Here is a 20,194-nt window from a genome sequence, read left to right as displayed (position 1 = left end):
AAAGCAATGGTTAATTTGCAAGTTACTAAAACGTATAAATTTGTTTAAATTACAATAAGTTGCTTTTAATTTATAAGATTTTGTCTATTTATATATTATGCTGAATTAAACTTAAAAATAGAGCGTTTTTTTATTGGTGCGAAACTCGTGATGGTAAAATGTTCTTTTGATGGAATAACAACACTCTCTTTTGAGATCCCTATCGATTCACCGATTAGCCCTAGTATTACAGTATCTTTTCGAAAACCAAGAACTTGTGCCTTAGCAATAATTTTTGTGTCTCGCCAATTTTTATGAATATGGCAAATTTCACCAATTTCACAATCAAGCAATATTGGCTTCAATCACTGTTCCTAATAGCGACTGAATCTTATATATTCTATGGCTTAAAGTAATTTTATTGATTAACAAAGCATCTCTGAATAATTATTTATTAAGTGGAAGAATTCCTCTAACGCCGCAGAAAAGCTGGCTCCATCGGCTAAATATGCAGGTGCTACGACGCCTGCCAAATTAATATATTGATTACGAGAAACTAATTGTAACTGTTTTGTCACGGTAAACAGGCATTCTTCCATTAATTTATTTAATATCTTTTCGCTTAATTGATAAATCAAATTACTGCTCACTTCGCAAAGAGGGCTCCACAGCCATACACAATTATCATCAATACTTATATTGATATCTAATGAATCACTAAATTCTAATGTAATCGTTGAATGTCCATCAAAGTCAGAAATTAAATTTTTATCACAACCACTATGTGCCAGCGCATCACGAACTAATAAGGCAATATCAATATGCATACTCTCTCCATTTAGTTTTAAATCGTTCTCAATACATTTACGGAAACCGTTTCTGTTAATTCACCAAAAGAAATAACATCCACATTGTTAAATTTATTTTCAACAAACTTTTTTAAAAATCTTCTAATATCAACTGAACATAAAATCACGAAATCATTATAAGATAACGGCATGCTATCTAATGCTAATGATATTTTATCTAATAAATATTCAGATTCTTTAGGTTCTAAATTCAAAAAAGCACCGGCCGAAGTATTTCGTATATTACTTCGAATAACCTCTTTATTTTCATTTGATAATAAAATAACGTTTAAATTATTTCCTCGCAAAAATTTATGACAAATATATCTTCCTAATGCACTACGAATATGTTCAACAAGTAAAATAACATCTTTCTCCTTTGGCGCCCATTGTGCAATAGTTTCCATAATTAATTTCATGTTTTTTATTGATATTTTTTCATTAATTAGCCGTTGTAATATTTCTGTTATTCTTTGAATAGTTGCATGCCTTACGACTTTTTTTATAAGATCTGGATATCTTTCTAAATTATCAATTTCTTGCTTAGCTTCTTGTATACCAAAATATTCGTGTACATAACGAGTGAGTATATTGGCTAAATTAAAATAAATTTCATCTATATAATGGTGACATAAATAGCCTATTTCTTTTATTTTTTCATAATCCGTTTCATTTATCCAAATATCATTATTAATAGTAATCTTGTCGATCCCAAGATGTTCAATTTCAACTGTCTTATCAATAAGACGATATCCATCATATCTAATATAAAATTGATCTGCTTTTATTTCATTAATTAATAGCACTATGGTATTTTCTTCTAAATCATCAGAATCACTTATTATGATATCAGGCAAATTTATTCCATAATCTAGATAAAATTTATTTTTTAATTTGACAGAAATATTTTCTTTTTTTAAATTTTCAATTACGCTTTTATTAACAACCAAAATCAAAGGGATCGTTTCATTTATTTTTTTATTAATCACCCCTTGATTATCTATCACTAAGTCCGTTATTTCATTTTTTTCAATCAATGCCGTATCTTCTTTATTTGGTTTATTTCTTTTAAATTGAAGATAATACATGCTAACTAATATTGCCGAAATCAATAAAAAAACAATAAAAGGAAAGCCAGGTAAACTGCCAATGCTCAATGTAATAATTGCTGAAATAATCAAAATTAAGGGATTAGTTAATAATTGGTTAATGATTGTTCTACCTAAGTTTTCATTATCACTATTAACTCTGGTAACAACAAAACCTGCCGCAACCGCTATTAATAAAGCAGGTATTTGTGCAACCAATCCATCACCTACCGTCAAAATCGTATAGGTTGCTAAAGCATGCGAAAAATCCATATGATGTTGGCTAATACCAACACTAATGCCGCCAATAAAATTTATGAAGATAATAATAATACTCGCAATTGCATCACCTTTGATAAATTTCATTGCACCATCAAAGGATCCATACAGCTGGCTTTCCCGTTCGACAACACTGCGACGACGTTTAGCTTCTTCTGCAACACGTTCTGAACCTTTGGTAATAACCATAAATTGTACAATAGTAACTATGGCAAAAATGACAACCCCTACAACTAAATTATCAGCAATAACAAATTGTCCAAATACAGCGACAATCTCCCCTGCATCAGCTTCACTTAATATTAATCGACTTGTACTAACGGTTAGGGATAATTTAAATAATGTGGTTATCAATAAAATAGCAGGAAATGATGAAAAATTTAGTATTCTATTTACATAAAATGAAGATAAAAATACTAATGCGGATAAAATAATATTTAACGCGATTAAAAAATCAACTAAATATGTAGGTAAAGGAATTACCAACATCGAAATGATGATAAAAACTAAAATTAATACAAACAGCTCTGAATGTCTTTTTATTTTATTTAGAAATTTATTCATATTTACTCAAATATTATAGTGATTTATACTATCTTAAATAAAAAAATTATTTAATTTTTCTATCAACTGATCTTTTATTATTTCTTTATCATTCGTATTAATAAAAATACATAGTGGTAATTTTTTTATTAAATTATAAATTAATTGAGTTATTTTTCTTTTATCTTCATTACCACTATCCACTTTTAATAATAAATCTAGAAAATCACCTGTAGCATTAGGTTCTTCAAGTACACCAATAAAAAATAATACTATGTTTAACTCCCGAAAGGGAATTGCTTTACTTTTATAATAGTTAATTAAAGATAAAATAAAGAATTTATCACATGACTTTATTGTCTTTATTTGATTTAATCTTGACAGTAGATTACCAAATTCTATTCGGCTACAACTGGGATCATTGGAATTAATATCAGTAATTGTTGCATTTTCGATAAATTGCAAAATTATTTTTCGATTTTGTGTTCCATAGGTTGAAATCCAGCTACCATAAATTTGTATCTCATATAAATCCGTTTCAATAAATTGTCTATAACTTTCACGCAGTAAATAGGGTTCAACATCTATTTTGGAACTAAATATACGTGCTTTAAGTGCAACATTAATTCCTGATTTTAATCGTTTTTTATTCGAGGTTTGTTCTACATAACTTAATACATCTGTTATTTTTTTTCTTTTTTTTTCATGTAGCATATTACGCCTAATTAAAGCTCGTAATACAATTACTAAATCACTATCATCAGTTATTAACTTTCTAAGCTGTGCTACTAAATTTTGGGGAGAAATTTTCGGAGCAGATAAAATATTTACTACTTTATCGATTTCATCATCCAAAACATAGTCAAATTCATTACAATTTTCTAATTCGCTTTTTCTAACTAATTTTCTTCTCTGTCTAGTTTGCGATAGTAATAGTGCTTTTCCTTGTTCATTACCAAATTTTTTTTGATTATATTGATGCCTTTCTTCAATTTTGCACTCGCTTTCATCGTCGAGTGCCTCGTATCGATCCACTTTTTCCTGAGTATTCACTTTTTCCATAATTAATTTTTGTCTATGACGCAGCATATACTGAACAATATTATAAGAATTATTTATGCTATTACTCATCAACGATTACTCGAAAAATTTGACATCCAATTTTCTAATTTATTATCAAATCTATCTTCTATTACTTTTTTAGCAATATTTTCCGCACTCAAACCTAAAGGATTAATAATCTCTTTAGGTTGTATAAGAAATACTCTCACCAAACTATCCTTTTTTTCAGTAGTATATCGAAATATATTACCTAAATAAGGAATATATCCCAGTAATGGTATTTTTCTTCTATCATTTCTATGTTCATCATGAGTATAACCACCAATTAATAAACTTTTACTCTGAGGTACTCTAGCAATAGTACTAATATCTGTTCGTCCTATTTCTGGTAAATGATCAGTTAACTGTTGCCCTCGGTTTCCGTCTTGAACGGTAATCATCATTTCTATTTGATTATCAAGAGTAAACCTAGGTAATACACTAATGGCTGTATCATAAGTAACATTTTTTAAATCTGTCGCTCTTTCTCCAATTAATTTAGTATAAAAAGTTCGTATTATCAAATATTGCTGGAATATTTTCTTGTGTTAGAACTATTGGCCGAGAAACAATATTTGCTTTATCATTCCTTGTTAATGCAAATATATCTGCCATAAAACTAGCTCCATCAATAGTGCTTGTTCCTGCATTTATCGATATACCTAATTTTTGCCCAATATTAACACTACCACTCCATTTTATACCAAGCTGATCAAGCGCTTTTTTTCTATATCAATAATCCATACCGATAGTTCTTATATGCCTTTTAGTGATATCTAGCTGTTGTTCTACAATCTTTCGTAAATAATTTACTTGTTCTTTATTACCTTTTATTAATAAGCTATTACCAGGATTAGATATAATAGAAACCGCACCTTTATTTAACGATAAATCTTCTATTTAGTGATGAATTATTATTCTGATTAGCTAAATCATCTTGATTTTTTTTAGAGTATGCGTTTTTAATTTTGGAATATTACTATACTACTTGAAGTATCCATCAATTTATTTATTATTGATGCCATTCTTGGAATAATAATATCATTAAGCCTATATTGATAATGACGATCCTCTATAAATGTATTATATAATGGCACAATTGCTATTTTTTCTTGGCCATCAAAGCTTGTAGTCACATCATCTAAAAACTGAGCAGTATTAATTATCGTCTCAATATAGACTGGCGGCCCAGATATATAAAATAAACGATTTTTGCTACCTGAGCGCAATGGGTAACGTTCATCATACAGACCTGAATCTTTTAAAAATTTTTTATCTCAGAAATTGTCGTATTATGTAAGGTAATAACAGTATCACGCATTTCAATTGCACCAAAAATATATATTACTTGATATTATCGTACCACATCAAATTAAGTTGCTGAGTAATTTCTTTTAAAGTATCCAGTGGATATTTAAGATTAAAATCGCCAGTTATTTTCTTTTTTACAGCAAGCTGACTAACTACGACTGGTTTATTAATAACCGAAGATAAGGCATCAAAAACACCACGTATAGTTTCCATTTTTAGCAATATAACCTAGATTCGATATTTTGCTCTGTTGCAGCTTTAGAACTGTACAATAATATGAAATTTAAAAACACTAAAAAAATTAATATACTGCTATCTTTTCTTATCAGTAATTTCTTCATCGGTGACACTAGATCCTTTCCTTTGATAGTATCTTTTTAACCGGCTCGGACTTATCCCCAAAAAACTCTTCACTTCATCAGAAAAATGAGACAAATTGGAATAACCATATTTAAAAGCTATTTGTGTAATATTATGATTTTTATCGTTTAAATCTAATAACGCATTAACTAATCGCCATTTTTTTAACTCGGTTTTAGGAGAATTACCTAATGCATTTCCTGCTAATTTTCTAAAGTAAGAAACAGATAATCCATATTTTACACTCATTTTCTGTAATTTTTGGTTTCCTTCTAACATCGATTCTTCAAGCAGAAAACTGACAATACGATATTCTTCATTTTGGCGTAACAAAGAAGAAAACCTTTCTGCTTTTTTTTCTTTATTAATTTGTTGACTCAAAAACCAATATTCAAGATTTTTTTGTTTTTTATAAGTATCAAAATTAAAATTAATAAAAGCAGAAAGGTAATTATTATTAAAATTATGGATTTGATTATTTGCTTTATCAATAAAAGCCTGCATTTTAGCTAAATGTAAGATATTTTCTTTTTTTAACCTGATTTCACCCGATAGAACATCTATTTTAGAAGGTAAAATCATCATGATCCCACTATCTCCAATATCGAAACAGCAAATTTCTTGATTTCCTTTTGAACTAATACGAAGTTCTGTTTTACTTACTGCAGTAACATAATAAAGAACTGGATTTTCTAATAAAATTTCGTCATATTTTACCCACATAGATTCACTCTGCCGCAAAACTTGCTCCTTAACATGAAACCAGCTTCTAGCAAAAAACACGATCTTATTAAACCTTAAAATAACCCAAAGATCACAACCAAATTATGACGAAATCATGACTATTTACATTTAATGTTCAATGTTAAACGCTGAAAACTATCCTTTATTGTATTTGAAGAACAAATACCCTCTTTAAATACAGGTAATATTCTGCCAATACTTTGCATATAAAGTCCACTTTGCCGCTTATCATGGTTAGGAATTTCGTATAAATAATCATTCTTTGCATTTAAACCAATAAGTTTTACATCACTATTAAAACAATATCCTTTACCATAAATGGTTATAATCAAATTTTCCTGTTTAAACAATTTTCTTAACGAATATATGCAACGAACAACTGATTCATCTTTTACTTCGCCACCTTGCCAAACATAAGCAACGATATCATCTTTCTTTATAATCTTTTTACTATTAGCCACTAGACAACTTAATGCCCTTAACTCTTTAGGGGGTACTGCAATAATTTCTCCATTTTTCATCAGCATTTCATTGCAATGCAATCGATAATCTAAAAATTGAAAAACTAAATCTCGATGTTTCATAATAAGCATCCTCTTCTACAACTTTTAATAGTCTAAGTTAATAGCCATCCTTGAAAAGGGTATCCATAATAAAATTGCCCTACACTATCCGTTATTCTACAGACTTTTTATTATTTACATTTAAAAATGATTGAAGGTTAAACAACTCTTACCACTAATTATGAATAAATTTAAATTTTTTAATTCCATTACTTAACTCCGCTAATGAAAACAAGAAACAGTATGATTTTTATAATAAATAAAATATATGGAAGTATAATAATATATTATAATAGTTATCTATTACAAGAAAAGATTAAAGTCATATTACCTTAATTATGCAATTTGTTTTTATCGATCCGTTTACGCATTATTGATAGCCTAAAACTATCAAAAAAAAACAAACATTTTAATAACTAATATTTTGTTCACTCTATAAAAGTTAGCTATTCTTTACCGCTTGCAACTAGCCACTTTCCTCTTATTGTAAGTGATAATTTTATTTTTAAGGTATTTTTTTATTTTCTTTAAGCACTAATTAATGATAGTAATTATCTTTATAAGCTTTCATTGATAGATTTTAACACTAAAATAAAATCAAAATATGACTATTTCATCTAACATGATAAATGGAAAATTATTTTATATTGTGAATAAAAAATTTATACAATAAAATTTAACTTACATTATGATTATATATTATATAAATATAACAATATTTTATTTTTATTTAGAAATATTTAGTTGGTTTTTATATAAAAACATTAATATCAAAACGTAATGAAAATAAAAGAATAGAATAGATTATTTTTAAAAATAATTCATACGAATATTATGAGGTCTATATTTTCTTTTTAGTTGTAATATTTCTTATTTCCCAATGTATCATTATAAATATTACATTTTTAGTAATTTAATATTATAAAAACAAAATATATATTACATTAATAAAAAAATAAATAAAATATTTGTTATTTTATAAAATATGCCATTACTCCTTAGCATATTCATGTAGGATAAATACAGCAGTATAAATATATCAAATAGACCCTTTCGTTAACACGAATCTATTATAATTCTATCCATTTATACAACTATACTTATTGTTATATAATGAATTAACACTGATTAGAAAAAAATATAAGGATTATAATGGCAAAATTTTCAACTATTTTAATTCATGGTGGGAACCAGCTTGATAAAGCTAATAATGCGCTTTTCCCCACTATCACCACAGCAAGTAGCTTTATTCAACAAAATATTGATATAAATTGTGAATTTAGCTACTCAAGAATTAAAAATCCAACTCGCTATGCATACGAAACGTTACTTGCCGATATTGAAAAGGGTATTTATGCTACCGCAACCGCATCTCGGGCGTCGCTGCAACATTACTAGTATTAAATTTGCTACCACAAAACTCTCATATTGTTGCCATGCAAGGTGTCTATGGCGGTACTTACCGTATATTTGAAAAGTTAATCAAAGAAACAAGTGGTCATCAAGTTGATTATATTGATCTTAATAACCTCCAACTAGTCAAAGAGCATTTACGCAATAACACCCGTCTAATTTGGATAGAAAGCCCTACTAATCCGCTATTAGAACTTGTTGATATCAGTAAAATTTGTCAGTTGGCAAAAGAAAATAACATCATAACCTGTGTCGATAATATTTTTGCTTCTGCCTGGAATCAAAAATCTCTTGAATTAGGCGCTGATATTGTCATGCTGTCTACCAGTGAATACATAGGCGGACACTCAGACTTAATCGGTGGCGCCGTTATCACTAATCAATCTACAATAGCCGATAAAATTGATGTTATTAAAACAACCATCGGTGCTATTGCTTCACCTTTTGATGCTTATCTTGCATTAAGGGGATTAAAAACTTTAGATCTTCGCATGACAAGACAATGCGCTAATGCACTGACAATTGTCAAGTTTTTAAATAATCATCGTAATATCACCACGAGTTTCGCACCAATAAAAAAACGCTCTATTTTTAAGTTTAATTCAGCATAATATATAAATAGACAAAATCTTATAAATTAAAAGCAACTTATTGCAATTTAAACAAATTTATACGTTTTAGTAACTTGCAAATTAACCATTGCTTTTAAGCCATTTCTGGAATTTTATATGCTTGTGCGAAACTCGTGATCACAAAAGTATACTATCCAGGGCTATCAGATAATCCTCAGTATCATATTTGTCAGACACAAATGAAGACTGGTGGCGCTGTTGTTACCATTAACATTAATGGCAATCGAGATAACGTAAAAAAATATTATCAGCAAATTGCAATATTTTGTTCTGGCCGAGTCATTAGGTGGTGTTGAAAGCATGGTAAATCATTCAGCAACCATGTCCCATGCCGCTATAACTGAAGATGAAAGAGTAAAAATGGGTATTTACGATACAACATTACGTCTATCCGTAGGGATAGAAGATATCGATGATCTACTTAACGATTTAGAGCAAGCACTTAATTTTTAATATTCAGCTAGAGACAGGGTATCGCAATGAATGACTACGGAATTTGGACAGTAATTACGCCGCTTATCACTATTATACTCGCGATAATAACACGCCAAGTGATCTTATCGTTATTAATAGGTATTTTAGTTGGTTATACCGTTATTAACGATCACAATATTTTGTTAGGCATTCAAGCAACACTAACAGGAATTATTGCTACTTTTGCCTCCCCCGGCAATACACAAACTATTATTTTTATTTTGTTAATTGGCGGAATTATGCGGTTAATTAGCGTCACCGGCGGTGTTAGAAGTTTAGTATATTTACTAACCAATAAAACGCGTTTAATAAAAAATAAAAAAGCAATTCAACTGCTAGCCACGTTTATTTCAATAATCATTTTTATTGAGAGTTCTATTAATCAATTAGTCGCTGGAGCTTCCACTAAAAATATTGCTAGATATTATGGTGTTTCCGCAGAAAAAATGGCCTATATTATTCAAACCTCTGGTGTCTCAATATGTTCTTCTGTCATGATCAATGGTTGGGGAGCGGCCATGATGGGGGTTATTGGCGTACAAATCTCTAAAGGTTTTATTTCTGGCGAACCATTCGAAATCCTTGCTACAGCTATGCCATATAATATTATGGCTTGGTTATCACTAGCTTCAGTACTATTTTATATCCTCACCGATTATTCATGGGGGCCGATGAAAATAGCTGAACAAAAAGCGATTGCCAATCAACATGAATCTCATCAGCCATCTTCCATGGCTGATGAGGAAGTCATTGATCATCCAGCAACCCACACTGTATTGAACTTTTTTATTCCTATTCTGGCAACGGTTTTAATGGTACCTATCGCTCTATATATCACCGGTAATGGCGAGTTCACTAAAGGCAGTGGCTCAACCTCTGTTTACTGGGCAGTTATGTTTGGTACTTTAGTCTCGTTTATCTGGTTTTTAGCCCGCCGCATTTTGACGATCGAAAGTTTCTTTAAGGAAATTTATATCGGTTACGCCAGCATGATCAAAATTAGTTCAGTCATGATTTTAGCTTTTTTAATGGGCAATGTTTCTGCCGATCTTAATACTGGTGCTTATATTGCACAAATTTCTTCGGGCGTGTTGCCGGCAGGGGTTTCGATAGCTTTTATTTTCTTAATCAGCGCTATCATGTCATTAGCAACCGGCACTTCATGGGGAACTTTTTCTATCATGATCCCAATTGGCGTGCAATTAGCGCTTTCCGTTAATATGCCTACCGAATTAATGATCGGAGCAGCGATTACCGGCTCAATTTTTGGTGATATGATTTCGCCAATTTCTAGCGACGCCATCGTTGCTTCAATGGCAACTGATTGTGATCATATTGAACATATCAGAACACAGATGCCTTATGCTATTGTTACCGCAATAATCGTATTAATTATTTATCTTTATTTAGGATTCAGCCAATAAGACAAAATGGCATGCATAGAGAAACAGCGCTATCAATAAAGATGTAAGATGAATTAATAACATTTATAATACGCTGCAAATATTATTATGAAAAAAATTATACGATTAATTATAATTTATGTAGCAATAGCAAGGAGAAGGTGTGCAATATCAACAGCCTATTCGTCGTTTAAGGCGATTACGTCAAACAGAAACAGTTCGCGCTTTATTTAAAGAAACAATTTTAACGCTAAATGATCTTATATTGCCCATTTTCGTGGAAGAAGAAATTAAAGATTATCAGCCTATTGCAACTATGCCTGGGGTTTTTCGTATCCCGGAACACAAGTTACCTTATGAAATCGAACGGATCGCTAAAGCAGGGCTCAAGTCAGTGATGTTATTTGGCATTTCCCATCATCTTGACGAAACAGGTAGCGATAGCTGGCAAGAGCATGGTTTAGTTGCTCGTATGTCAAAAACCTGCAAGGATAGCGTACCCGATATGCTAGTCATGTCAGATACTTGTTTTTGTGAATACACCTCTCACGGCCACTGTGGTGTTTTAGGTAGCAATGGCGTTGATAATGACGCAACATTACTCAACCTCGGCCAACAAGCAGTCACTGCAGCAAATGCTGGTGCTGATTTTATTGCGCCCTCTGCCGCAATGGACGGGCAAGTCAGGGCAATTCGTGAGGCGCTGGATAAAGCAGGTTTTACTAATACCGGTATTATGTCCTATTCAACCAAATTTGCATCTAACCTTTATGGCCCTTTTCGCGAAGCGGCAGGCTCTTACTTAATTGGTGATCGCAAAAGTTATCAAATGGATCCAATGAATCGTCATGAAGCAATTAGAGAATCATTGATAGATGAGCAAGAAGGTGCTGACGTTTTAATGATAAAACCTGCTGGTGCTTATCTCGATATTATTCGTGATATTCGTGAGCGAACTGAACTACCATTAGCGGCTTACCAGGTCAGCGGTGAATTTGCCCAAATTAAATTTGCTGCTCAAGCAGGCACGATTAATGAAATCGATGTTGCGCTAGAAACATTAGGTGCCATCAAACGTGCCGGTGCTAATCTGATTTTGAGCTATTTTGCGTTAGATTTAGCAGAAAAAGAGTGTCTTTAAGCAATTTAGGTTGACAAAAATTGTTAGATGCTAGCGATTCTGAATTAATTGGTAAATCAGTATACCAAGGTAAGTTACCAATAAGGTACTAACCACATGAATTAAGATTTCCAAAAATCCATGATAGTAGCGCTGTTGCTGAAAGGAGAGCATAACTTCCAATGAAAAGGTAGAAAAAGTTGATAAACCACCACAAAAACCGGTCATTACCATCAATCGCCACTCAGGTGATAGGGTATAATGGTTAGCAAAATAAGCAAAAGCAAGACCTAATATAAAACTAGCAATAACATTTGAGAGATAAGTCCCTAATGGTAAAAGTGCAATTAATGGATTTAACTTGGTTGACAAAAGCCAACGTGAGATACCACCAAGCGCAGAGCCTATTGAGGTCGCCAAAAAGATTTTAATCATAAATTATTTCATCCAATAGAACACATCAGCAGCAATATTTTGTGCCATTTTTTCTATAGTAGCAATCGCATTGATATAACAAATAATTAATAGTAAATAATACAATATAGCTAGGCGACTTAATTTTGATTACAAGGTGTGTTATGAGTTATACAATTGATTTTCGACGTAAAGTAATATCTGTAAGGAAAGCCGAAGGTTTAACAATTCGAGAAACTGCGAAACAATTCCGTATTGGAAAAGCGTCTTTAGTACGTTGGCTTAAACGACCAGAGCCAAAAAATTCAACGCCACGTAAGAGGAAGCTCGATAAAAATGCTTTAGCAAAAGATGTGGAACAGTATCCAGATGCTTACCAAAAGGAACGGGCAGAGCGATTCGGTGTTTGTAAAAAGACTATTTGGCAATCCCTTAAAAAGCTGGGATTAACCTATAAAAAAAACTCTATTCCATCCAAAAACCAACGAAAGCGACAGGCTGGCACATCAGCAAAAAAGACAACAGTATGAAAAAAAAGATAAATCTGTTGTTTTTATTGATGAAAGTGGTTTTTCACATGACACTCCACGAACTCACGGCTATTCCCCAAAAGGTCACCGTTGTTTTGGCCTGAAAAACTGGGGTGCTAAGGGAAGAACAAATGTTATTGGCGCTTTATTGGGAACAACCCTTTTTGCTATCGGATTATTTGATTGCAATATTAACCGTGATGTTTTTTATGTTTGGATCACAAAAATATTGCTCCCAGAACTTCCTGAAAATTCTGTTATTTTTATGGACAACGCTAGCTTTCACAAAGGTAAGAATATTGAACAGGCAATTATAAACGCAGGACACCAGATAGAATATTTGCCTGTGTATTCACCAGATTTAAATCCTATAGAACATAAATGGTCTCAAGCTAAACGTAAAAAGATGGAAACAGGATGCACTATCGATGACCTGTTTTTAATACATATGCTGTAATCAAAATTAAGTCGCCTAGCTATAATAATTTGTTAGCATTCCTAGTAGCTGGAAATTATGCCACCCTACCGCCAAAATTCACGTCTTTGATCGCATTAATCGTGATAAGTTAAAATGACTTAAAGTGTATACCTCAATATCGTTTTCTCTTTTCATTTGCCACCATAACTTTTGCGTTTCCACTTGGCAACAGTGGTCAATTAGCGCTTAAGCATAAAATTTAATGATTAAAAGTAGAGGCATTAATTAAAGCGTAAAAATACCATTATGGTTGCATTAATACCCATCGATGAAAATGAAAGTATAGTGATAAACAGATAGATATTTTACTTAATAGTGGTGTAATGATAGGATGCCTACCCGTCACTACCCTAGATATTAACGCTGTCGCTAACTTAACTAACCTGAGTTCGGGATAAGGATCCTAATTTTTTATCACATATTCAAATAGTTAATTTAAAATAATTACATAAAACAGTATTAATTTTGGTTTTTTTCATGATTTTAGTAGAGAAAAATAGCTTCTTTTTTAACCTGCTATCATTAAGACACGAGTTTCGCACAGGAATATAAAATTCCAGAAATGGCTTAAAAGCAATGGTTAATTTGCACGTTACTAAAACGTATAAATTTGTGTAAATTACAATAAGTTGCTTTTAATTTATAAGATTTTGTCTATTTATATATTATGCTGAATTAAACTTAAAAATAGAGCGTTTTTTTATTTGTGCGAAACTCGTGATGTTCCTGCCACAGGTATCTTTGGTTTAGATGGAATTAAACAATATGCAACCCGCCCAGCTAATAAATTCACTACAAAGTTAGCAGGAGAGCGGTGCCACGTATGCGCTATCTGACAAAGATTTTTTAACTCATCAAATACCGTTTCAATGACAGAACGATGACGCAAGATGGCTTTGTCGAAACAAGTCTGTTCAACAGGCTTCATTTTCTTCTTGATATTCGTTATAGCTAGGCGACTTAATTTTGATTACAAGGTGTGTTATGAGTTATACAATTGATTTTCGACGTAAAGTAATATCTGTAAGGAAAGCCGAAGGTTTAACAATTCGAGAAACTGCGAAACAATTCCGTATTGGAAAAGCGTCTTTAGTACGTTGGCTTAAACGACCAGAGCCAAAAAATTCAACGCCACGTAAGAGGAAGCTCGATAAAAATGCTTTAGCAAAAGATGTGGAACAGTATCCAGATGCTTACCAAAAGGAACGGGCAGAGCGATTCGGTGTTTGTAAAAAGACTATTTGGCAATCCCTTAAAAAGCTGGGATTAACCTATAAAAAAAACTCTATTCCATCCAAAAACCAACGAAAGCGACAGGCTGGCACATCAGCAAAAAAGACAACAGTATGAAAAAAAAGATAAATCTGTTGTTTTTATTGATGAAAGTGGTTTTTCACATGACACTCCACGAACTCACGGCTATTCCCCAAAAGGTCACCGTTGTTTTGGCCTGAAAAACTGGGGTGCTAAGGGAAGAACAAATGTTATTGGCGCTTTATTGGGAACAACCCTTTTTGCTATCGGATTATTTGATTGCAATATTAATCGTGATGTTTTTTATGTTTGGATCACAAAAATATTGCTCCCAGAACTTCCTGAAAATTCTGTTATTTTTATGGACAACGCTAGCTTTCACAAAGGTAAGAATATTGAACAGGCAATTATAAACGCAGGACACCAGATAGAATATTTGCCTGTGTATTCACCAGATTTAAATCCTATAGAACATAAATGGTCTCAAGCTAAACGTAAAAAGATGGAAACAGGATGCACTATCGATGACCTGTTTTTAATACATATGCTGTAATCAAAATTAAGTCGCCTAGCTATATAAGGTTAATTCCCATTGTTTTCAGTTGCTGTTTCAGTGAAGCCGATAAATACCCTTTATCCGCATACAAACAATCAGAAAGAGCTTTTATCAGCTCAGGTAATGGTTTCCGATCATCTGTGTTTCCTGGTGTAAGTCGAAAACTGAGTATTTCCCCCAAATGATTGATAATTACATGAAGTTTGAAACCAAAGAACCAACCTGTTGAGGTTTTTCCTCGTTCAGCTATCCCATCGAAGACTTTATGCCGGCGGATCCGTAAGTTATCACACACAGCTATCGGAGTAGAATCGGCAACCGACAGACCCGTGCACTTTCCCTTAATTGACTCAAACAGTGCCGTTAAAGCTAAGGCACTGCGCGGAAGTGACTCTACGCAGCGTGAATATGATGGCAAGTTAGGAAATTCCTTCCTGAGATATAAACGGACATGATAGAGATAAAATACCTTGAATTGGCTGAATCGGAGTTGATGAAACAAAACAACCAGTGTCATCATTTCAGCCAATGAAAGCTGAGTAGACCGTCTACGACGCTTCATGCATTTTTGGCTCGAAGTCTTTACAAAAATCATCCATCAGGCAATAAAGTTCAGTAAGATTTTCCATAATTGTTTAATAATGCTCTAATCTTTAACCAGATTGTTAGAGTATTTTAACGAAATATGCGCATTCAACTATTTGAATAGCAGGACTTTCACTTTATTTCTTATCCCGAACTCAGGTTAGTCATTGGTGAATCGACAAGTCGAAACCGCATGAGTTTATATGGATATGGCCGCCAAACAACACCACTGTTAAGCGCATTAAAAGCACAAAACCCAAATAATTTCAAAGTATTCAACGACGTAGTTACCTCACGCCCTTACACTATAGCTAGGCGACTTAATTTTGATTACAGCATATGTATTAAAAACAGGTCATCGATAGTGCATCCTGTTTCCATCTTTTTACGTTTAGCTTGAGACCATTTATGTTCTATAGGATTTAAATCTGGTGAATACACAGGCAAATATTCTATCTGGTGTCCTGCGTTTATAATTGCCTGTTCAATATTCTTACCTTTGTGAAAGCTAGCGTTGTCCATAAAAATAACAGAATTTTCAGGAAGTTCTGGGAGCAATATTTTTGTGATCCAAACATAAAAAACATCACGATTAATATTGCAATCAAATAATCCGATAGCAAAAAGGGTTGTTCCCAATAAAGCGCCAATAACATTTGTTCTTCCCTTAGCACCCCAGTTTTTCAGGCCAAAACAACGGTGACCTTTTGGGGAATAGCCGTGAGTTCGTGGAGTGTCATGTGAAAAACCACTTTCATCAATAAAAACAACAGATTTATCTTTTTTTTCATACTGTTGTCTTTTTTGCTGATGTGCCAGCCTGTCGCTTTCGTTGGTTTTTGGATGGAATAGAGTTTTTTTTATAGGTTAATCCCAGCTTTTTAAGGGATTGCCAAATAGTCTTTTTACAAACACCGAATCGCTCTGCCCGTTCCTTTTGGTAAGCATCTGGATACTGTTCCACATCTTTTGCTAAAGCATTTTTATCGAGCTTCCTCTTACGTGGCGTTGAATTTTTTGGCTCTGGTCGTTTAAGCCAACGTACTAAAGACGCTTTTCCAATACGGAATTGTTTCGCAGTTTCTCGAATTGTTAAACCTTCGGCTTTCCTTACAGATATTACTTTACGTCGAAAATCAATTGTATAACTCATAACACACCTTGTAATCAAAATTAAGTCGCCTAGCTATATCGAAGTGTTACAACAAGCATTAACTTTTGCCGATCAATTACACCCAGAACTTTATAAAACAGCTCCTTCGTTAATGAATATGATGAAGCAAGCAGGTTATAAAACTTTCTGGATCACCAATCAGCAAACCATAACTCAGCGTAATACGATGTTAACCGCATTTTCGCGCCGACAGATAAACAATATTATCTAAACACCGATATGGCGCAAAGTCACGCCAATATGACACATCAGTATTAGCACCATTCAATGAAGTATTAAAAGATCCAGCAGAAAAGAAATTCATCATTGTCCATTTACTTGGCACCCACATGAAATATGCCTATCGTTACCCTAAAGATGAGGGAATATTTGATAATAAAACAGATACTATGCCCACCAATTTGGGTAAAAGTGATCAAGCCGATTATAACGACTATGATAGTGCACAACACTTCAACGATAAGGTAGTGGCAACACTAATTAGAGATTTTGCTGCATCTAACGAAAACGGTTTTTTAGTCTATTTTTCTGATCTTGGAGAAGAAGTTTTTGACACACTGCCACATCATATATTAGGTCGTAATGAAGCAGCACCAACCCGCCCTACTGTATGAGCTCCCTTTTATTATCTAGCAATCACCCCAATGGATTAATACTCACCAACGCCATTTAGATACCATGGTAAATAGGCCCTGCAGTATTATGCATTTGATCCACACTTTGTCAGATTTAGCCGGGCTTGATTATGATGGATTGGATGTCAGTAAAAGTGTCATTAACAAAGATTTTCAACCTTCTCCCCGCTATATTGGTGATCCTTATAACAAACAACAACCACTAAAAACCTATGATCAACTAAAAAAATAGTCCTTTGATTTATTCCTCTCCCCTGGTTAATTCTTAGGGGAGACTAACACCATTAATCATAAAATTTATAGATACAAATCATATCTGATAACCAGTTTTAACCTGGCTAATTTTCAAACAATTTGCTAGTGGCATACTTTTGTTTAAGATATCAATTAATCAATAACTAAAAAGCTAAATTTTAGTTAATAATGGTAAAAAAAGTCAAATAGCCGCTATTACTAGAACATTTTATTAATTAAATAAACTAATAATATCAGCTCGTTAAGTCACAAAATTTAAAATTATTCATTAAATTATATGGTTTGTTCACTTTAATACTGTTATGGTTATCATTCTGCACTGTAGTATTACAGACAAAATAAAAATACTAACGTGCTTAATAATAAATAATCTAAATCATTTTTGACATGAAATTTAACACTTAATTAAATAACAAATAATCAATATAAATATTCAGTTAACTTGATACTAAACATGTATCTATACTAGGATATTGTATCAATTTCGATAAAAACAAATCGATATTATTTCTCATTTTAAATACATTTATTTAACACAATTAAAGGAAAGGATAACTTAGGTAATAACACTGAAATACTAATTCAGGGCTTCACGAGTTTCGCACAGGCATATAAAATTCCAGAAATGGCTTAAAAGCAATGGCTAATTTGCAAGTTACTAAAACGTATAAATTTGTTTAAATTACAATAAGTTGCTTTTAATTTATAAGATTTTGTCTATTTATATATTATGCTGAATTAAACTTAAAAATAGAGCGTTTTTTTATTGGTGCAAAACTCGTGGGTTTGTTAAATAATATGAGATCTAATACCGGCCTGACTAAAACGGAATCATTATGAAATCGAAAAGTTTAACCACTTGGATTATTGTAGGCCTGATCGCAGGGATAATAGTTGGATTTGCATTAAATTCATTCACCAATACAGACGTAACCGCCAGCTACGCCAAAAATATTTCGATCATTACAGATATTTTTTTGCGTTTGATTAAAATGATTATTGCACCATTAATTATTTCAACTTTGATCGTCGGGATCGCCAAAATGGGTGATGCCAAAACGTTAGGGCGTGTTTTCTCAAAAACGTTGTTACTGTTCATGGTCGCATCTTTCATTTCAATTACCATTGGCTTGGTTATTGTTAATATTCTTACACCAGGAGTAGGTATCAATTTCGTGGCAGATACCAATTCAACGGTGACAAATATCGAACCAACGACCTTTTCTTTCCACAATTTTATTGTCCATGCTATACCTACTAGTATCATTGATGCGATGTCGCGTAATGAGATTTTACAGATTGTAATTTTCTCAATTTTTATGGGATGCAGCTTATCTGCCATAGATAAAAAAGGTGAACCGATTATTAAAATTCTAGATTCACTGGTTTACGTAATGTTAAAGCTGACAAGCTACGTTATGCTTTTTGCCCCTATTACTGTTTTTGCTGCTATCTCAGCCATGATTGCTGAACGCGGATTGAGTGTACTGATCAGTACTAGCATTTTTATGGGAGAATTTTACTTTACTCTAGCGTTACTCTGGGTGATCTTAATTGGGGTATCCGTGTTAATCGTTGGCCCATGCATTTTACGCTTAGTCAAAAACATCATGGAACCGGCTTTACTCGCTTTCACCACTTCAAGTTCTGAAGCGGCTTTTCCTGATACTTTAGAAAAGCTGGAACAGTTTGGTATTTCTAATAAGATTGCTAGCTTTGTTTTACCAATTGGTTACTCATTCAACCTTGTTGGTTCAATGGCTTATTGTTCATTTGCAGTTATCTTTATCGGTCAAGCATGTAATATCCATTTAAGTATGGGTGAACAAATCACTATGTTGTTGATTTTGATGCTGACATCTAAAGGTATGGCTGGTATACCAAGGGCATCGTTGGTCGTTATTGCAGCGACACTAAGTAAATTTAATATTCCAGAAGCCGGCTTAATTTTATTAATGGGTATTGATCCTTTCTTAGATATGGGACGTTCAGCAACTAATGTCATGAGTAATGCCATGGGATCGGCACTGGTTGGTCGCTGGGAAGGTGAACACTATGGCGACGGTTGCTGAAGCACACCGAAGAAAAATCCGATAATTTTTTTTTACAGATAAAATCAGTTTGAAATCTTAATAATAGATAATATTCCAGCTAAATAGAACAACAAGACGCGCCTATGGGCGCGGCTTATTTACTTAAGATATAATATGCTTGATTGATTTTAAGTATTTAATTAATTCAACTTAAGAAGGATTAGCCATTTTCATTTTTAGTACAATTACTGATGGTAATTTTTTTTCATTCTTCTAATTCTCATCTATGCTTAATGGATAACGGACATAAGCTACAGAGTTATACATATCAAGTTGTTATGTTGTTAAAATCTTATATCCAGTCTTATGTCTTTATCTAATAGATGTATCTATAATGTTAAAGTCTTTTTATTGATTATACA

23 protein-coding genes and 4 pseudogenes are annotated in these 20,194 nt (G+C 32.5%); 13 read left to right on the top strand and 14 right to left on the bottom strand.

Annotated features, from left to right (window positions below; translation table 11 throughout):
* Positions 1–95: 95 nt before the first annotated feature.
* From AYJ55_RS01695 to AYJ55_RS01655, 9 genes are all read right to left on the bottom strand, one after another.
* Positions 96–344, bottom strand: coding sequence for a hypothetical protein (locus AYJ55_RS01695; RefSeq protein WP_063653854.1), 249 nt, complete (start codon positions 342–344; stop codon positions 96–98).
* Between the two features lie 60 nt (positions 345–404).
* On the bottom strand, positions 405–806 hold the full coding sequence (locus tag AYJ55_RS01690; RefSeq protein WP_063653852.1) for an InvB/SpaK family type III secretion system chaperone: 402 nt from the start codon (positions 804–806) through the stop codon (positions 405–407).
* 17 nt (positions 807–823) lie between these two features.
* Entirely contained in the window at positions 824–2,758 is a 1,935-nt protein-coding gene (locus tag AYJ55_RS01685; protein WP_063653850.1) for an FHIPEP family type III secretion protein, read from the bottom strand.
* 33 nt (positions 2,759–2,791) lie between these two features.
* On the bottom strand, positions 2,792–3,799 hold the full coding sequence (gene sctW / locus AYJ55_RS01680) for a type III secretion system gatekeeper subunit SctW (RefSeq protein ID WP_187153146.1): 1,008 nt from the start codon (positions 3,797–3,799) through the stop codon (positions 2,792–2,794).
* 68 nt (positions 3,800–3,867) lie between these two features.
* A complete protein-coding gene (locus AYJ55_RS01675; RefSeq protein WP_063653846.1) occupies positions 3,868–4,362 on the bottom strand; it encodes a hypothetical protein in 495 nt (164 codons plus the stop codon).
* A gap of 438 nt (positions 4,363–4,800) precedes the next feature.
* Positions 4,801–5,067 carry a hypothetical protein gene (locus AYJ55_RS01670; protein WP_063653844.1) on the bottom strand — a complete coding sequence of 89 codons (267 nt, stop codon included), beginning with the start codon at positions 5,065–5,067 and terminating at the stop codon, positions 4,801–4,803.
* A 115-nt stretch (positions 5,068–5,182) separates the two neighbouring features.
* Positions 5,183–5,362: a hypothetical protein gene (locus tag AYJ55_RS01665; protein WP_162505226.1), complete on the bottom strand. Its 180-nt coding sequence runs from the start codon at positions 5,360–5,362 to the stop codon at positions 5,183–5,185.
* Positions 5,363–5,461: 99 nt separating this feature from the next.
* On the bottom strand, positions 5,462–6,232 hold the full coding sequence (locus AYJ55_RS01660) for a helix-turn-helix domain-containing protein (protein ID WP_063653839.1): 771 nt from the start codon (positions 6,230–6,232) through the stop codon (positions 5,462–5,464).
* 119 nt (positions 6,233–6,351) lie between these two features.
* Positions 6,352–6,837, bottom strand: a complete 486-nt coding sequence (locus tag AYJ55_RS01655; RefSeq protein ID WP_063653837.1) for a winged helix-turn-helix domain-containing protein — start codon at positions 6,835–6,837, stop codon at positions 6,352–6,354.
* A gap of 1,131 nt (positions 6,838–7,968) precedes the next feature.
* Between AYJ55_RS01655 and AYJ55_RS32435 the strand changes: the two genes are divergently transcribed.
* The 6 genes from AYJ55_RS32435 (at position 7,969) to hemB (ending at position 11,879) form a co-directional block, all read left to right on the top strand.
* The gene (locus AYJ55_RS32435; RefSeq protein ID WP_063653835.1) at positions 7,969–8,214 is read left to right on the top strand and encodes a PLP-dependent transferase; all 246 of its coding nucleotides are present in this window, start codon (positions 7,969–7,971) and stop codon (positions 8,212–8,214) included.
* 38 nt (positions 8,215–8,252) lie between these two features.
* Positions 8,253–8,840, top strand: a complete 588-nt coding sequence (locus AYJ55_RS01645; protein WP_425393764.1) for an aminotransferase class I/II-fold pyridoxal phosphate-dependent enzyme — start codon at positions 8,253–8,255, stop codon at positions 8,838–8,840.
* Between the two features lie 134 nt (positions 8,841–8,974).
* On the top strand, positions 8,975–9,157 hold the full coding sequence (locus AYJ55_RS32430) for a PLP-dependent transferase (protein WP_074167856.1): 183 nt from the start codon (positions 8,975–8,977) through the stop codon (positions 9,155–9,157).
* Entirely contained in the window at positions 9,117–9,314 is a 198-nt protein-coding gene (locus tag AYJ55_RS24520) for a PLP-dependent transferase (protein WP_074167855.1), read from the top strand. Before AYJ55_RS32430 ends, AYJ55_RS24520 begins: the two co-directional genes overlap by 41 nt.
* Positions 9,315–9,340: 26 nt before the next feature.
* The gene (locus AYJ55_RS01640) at positions 9,341–10,759 is read left to right on the top strand and encodes a Na+/H+ antiporter NhaC family protein (protein WP_063653831.1); all 1,419 of its coding nucleotides are present in this window, start codon (positions 9,341–9,343) and stop codon (positions 10,757–10,759) included.
* 142 nt (positions 10,760–10,901) lie between these two features.
* Positions 10,902–11,879: a porphobilinogen synthase gene (gene hemB / locus AYJ55_RS01635; RefSeq protein ID WP_063653829.1), complete on the top strand. Its 978-nt coding sequence runs from the start codon at positions 10,902–10,904 to the stop codon at positions 11,877–11,879.
* Between the two features lie 30 nt (positions 11,880–11,909).
* Here hemB and crcB read toward each other — a convergent pair whose 3' ends face one another.
* Positions 11,910–12,293 (bottom strand): fluoride efflux transporter CrcB, encoded by a 384-nt coding sequence (gene crcB, locus AYJ55_RS01630; protein ID WP_063653827.1) that lies wholly within the window; start codon positions 12,291–12,293, stop codon positions 11,910–11,912.
* Between the two features lie 143 nt (positions 12,294–12,436).
* Here crcB and AYJ55_RS01625 point away from each other — a divergent pair, with 143 nt between their 5' ends.
* A complete protein-coding gene (locus AYJ55_RS01625; protein WP_063653415.1) occupies positions 12,437–12,802 on the top strand; it encodes an IS630 transposase-related protein in 366 nt (121 codons plus the stop codon).
* Positions 12,726–13,259 carry an IS630 family transposase gene (locus AYJ55_RS01620; protein WP_162505291.1) on the top strand — a complete coding sequence of 178 codons (534 nt, stop codon included), beginning with the start codon at positions 12,726–12,728 and terminating at the stop codon, positions 13,257–13,259. Before AYJ55_RS01625 ends, AYJ55_RS01620 begins: the two co-directional genes overlap by 77 nt.
* A gap of 721 nt (positions 13,260–13,980) precedes the next feature.
* On the opposite strand, the pseudogene AYJ55_RS01615 reads toward AYJ55_RS01620, so the two are convergent.
* A pseudogene (locus AYJ55_RS01615) lies at positions 13,981–14,229 on the bottom strand (transposase); the annotation flags it as partial.
* 35 nt (positions 14,230–14,264) lie between these two features.
* Here AYJ55_RS01615 and AYJ55_RS01610 point away from each other — a divergent pair.
* Positions 14,265–14,630 (top strand): IS630 transposase-related protein, encoded by a 366-nt coding sequence (locus AYJ55_RS01610; protein WP_063653415.1) that lies wholly within the window; start codon positions 14,265–14,267, stop codon positions 14,628–14,630.
* Entirely contained in the window at positions 14,554–15,087 is a 534-nt protein-coding gene (locus AYJ55_RS01605; protein ID WP_162505291.1) for an IS630 family transposase, read from the top strand. The genes AYJ55_RS01610 and AYJ55_RS01605 overlap by 77 nt, the downstream gene beginning before the upstream one ends.
* Positions 15,088–15,112: 25 nt before the next feature.
* Here AYJ55_RS01605 and AYJ55_RS01600 read toward each other — a convergent pair.
* A pseudogene (locus AYJ55_RS01600) lies at positions 15,113–15,719 on the bottom strand (IS982 family transposase); the annotation flags it as partial.
* 110 nt (positions 15,720–15,829) lie between these two features.
* On the opposite strand from AYJ55_RS01600, the pseudogene AYJ55_RS32425 reads away from it, so the two are divergent.
* Positions 15,830–15,985, top strand: a pseudogene (locus tag AYJ55_RS32425) (sulfatase-like hydrolase/transferase); the annotation flags it as partial.
* Positions 15,986–16,005: 20 nt separating this feature from the next.
* On the opposite strand, the gene AYJ55_RS01595 reads toward AYJ55_RS32425, so the two are convergent.
* Positions 16,006–16,494, bottom strand: a complete 489-nt coding sequence (locus AYJ55_RS01595; protein ID WP_063653499.1) for an IS630 family transposase — start codon at positions 16,492–16,494, stop codon at positions 16,006–16,008.
* Positions 16,463–16,828, bottom strand: a complete 366-nt coding sequence (locus AYJ55_RS01590) for an IS630 transposase-related protein (RefSeq protein ID WP_063653415.1) — start codon at positions 16,826–16,828, stop codon at positions 16,463–16,465. Before AYJ55_RS01590 ends, AYJ55_RS01595 begins: the two co-directional genes overlap by 32 nt.
* A gap of 28 nt (positions 16,829–16,856) precedes the next feature.
* Between AYJ55_RS01590 and cptA the strand changes: the two are divergent.
* Positions 16,857–17,716, top strand: a pseudogene (gene cptA / locus AYJ55_RS30395) (phosphoethanolamine transferase CptA); the annotation flags it as partial.
* Positions 17,717–18,575: 859 nt separating this feature from the next.
* The gene (locus AYJ55_RS01575) at positions 18,576–19,811 is read left to right on the top strand and encodes a dicarboxylate/amino acid:cation symporter (protein ID WP_063653818.1); all 1,236 of its coding nucleotides are present in this window, start codon (positions 18,576–18,578) and stop codon (positions 19,809–19,811) included.
* The last annotated feature ends 383 nt before the right edge of the window (positions 19,812–20,194 follow it).

Source organism: Candidatus Arsenophonus triatominarum, from assembly GCF_001640365.1.
Classification (GTDB): domain Bacteria; phylum Pseudomonadota; class Gammaproteobacteria; order Enterobacterales; family Enterobacteriaceae; genus Arsenophonus; species Arsenophonus triatominarum.
The sequence above is the reverse complement of the archived record's forward strand: the minus strand, read 5'-3'. Positions and strand labels throughout refer to the sequence as shown.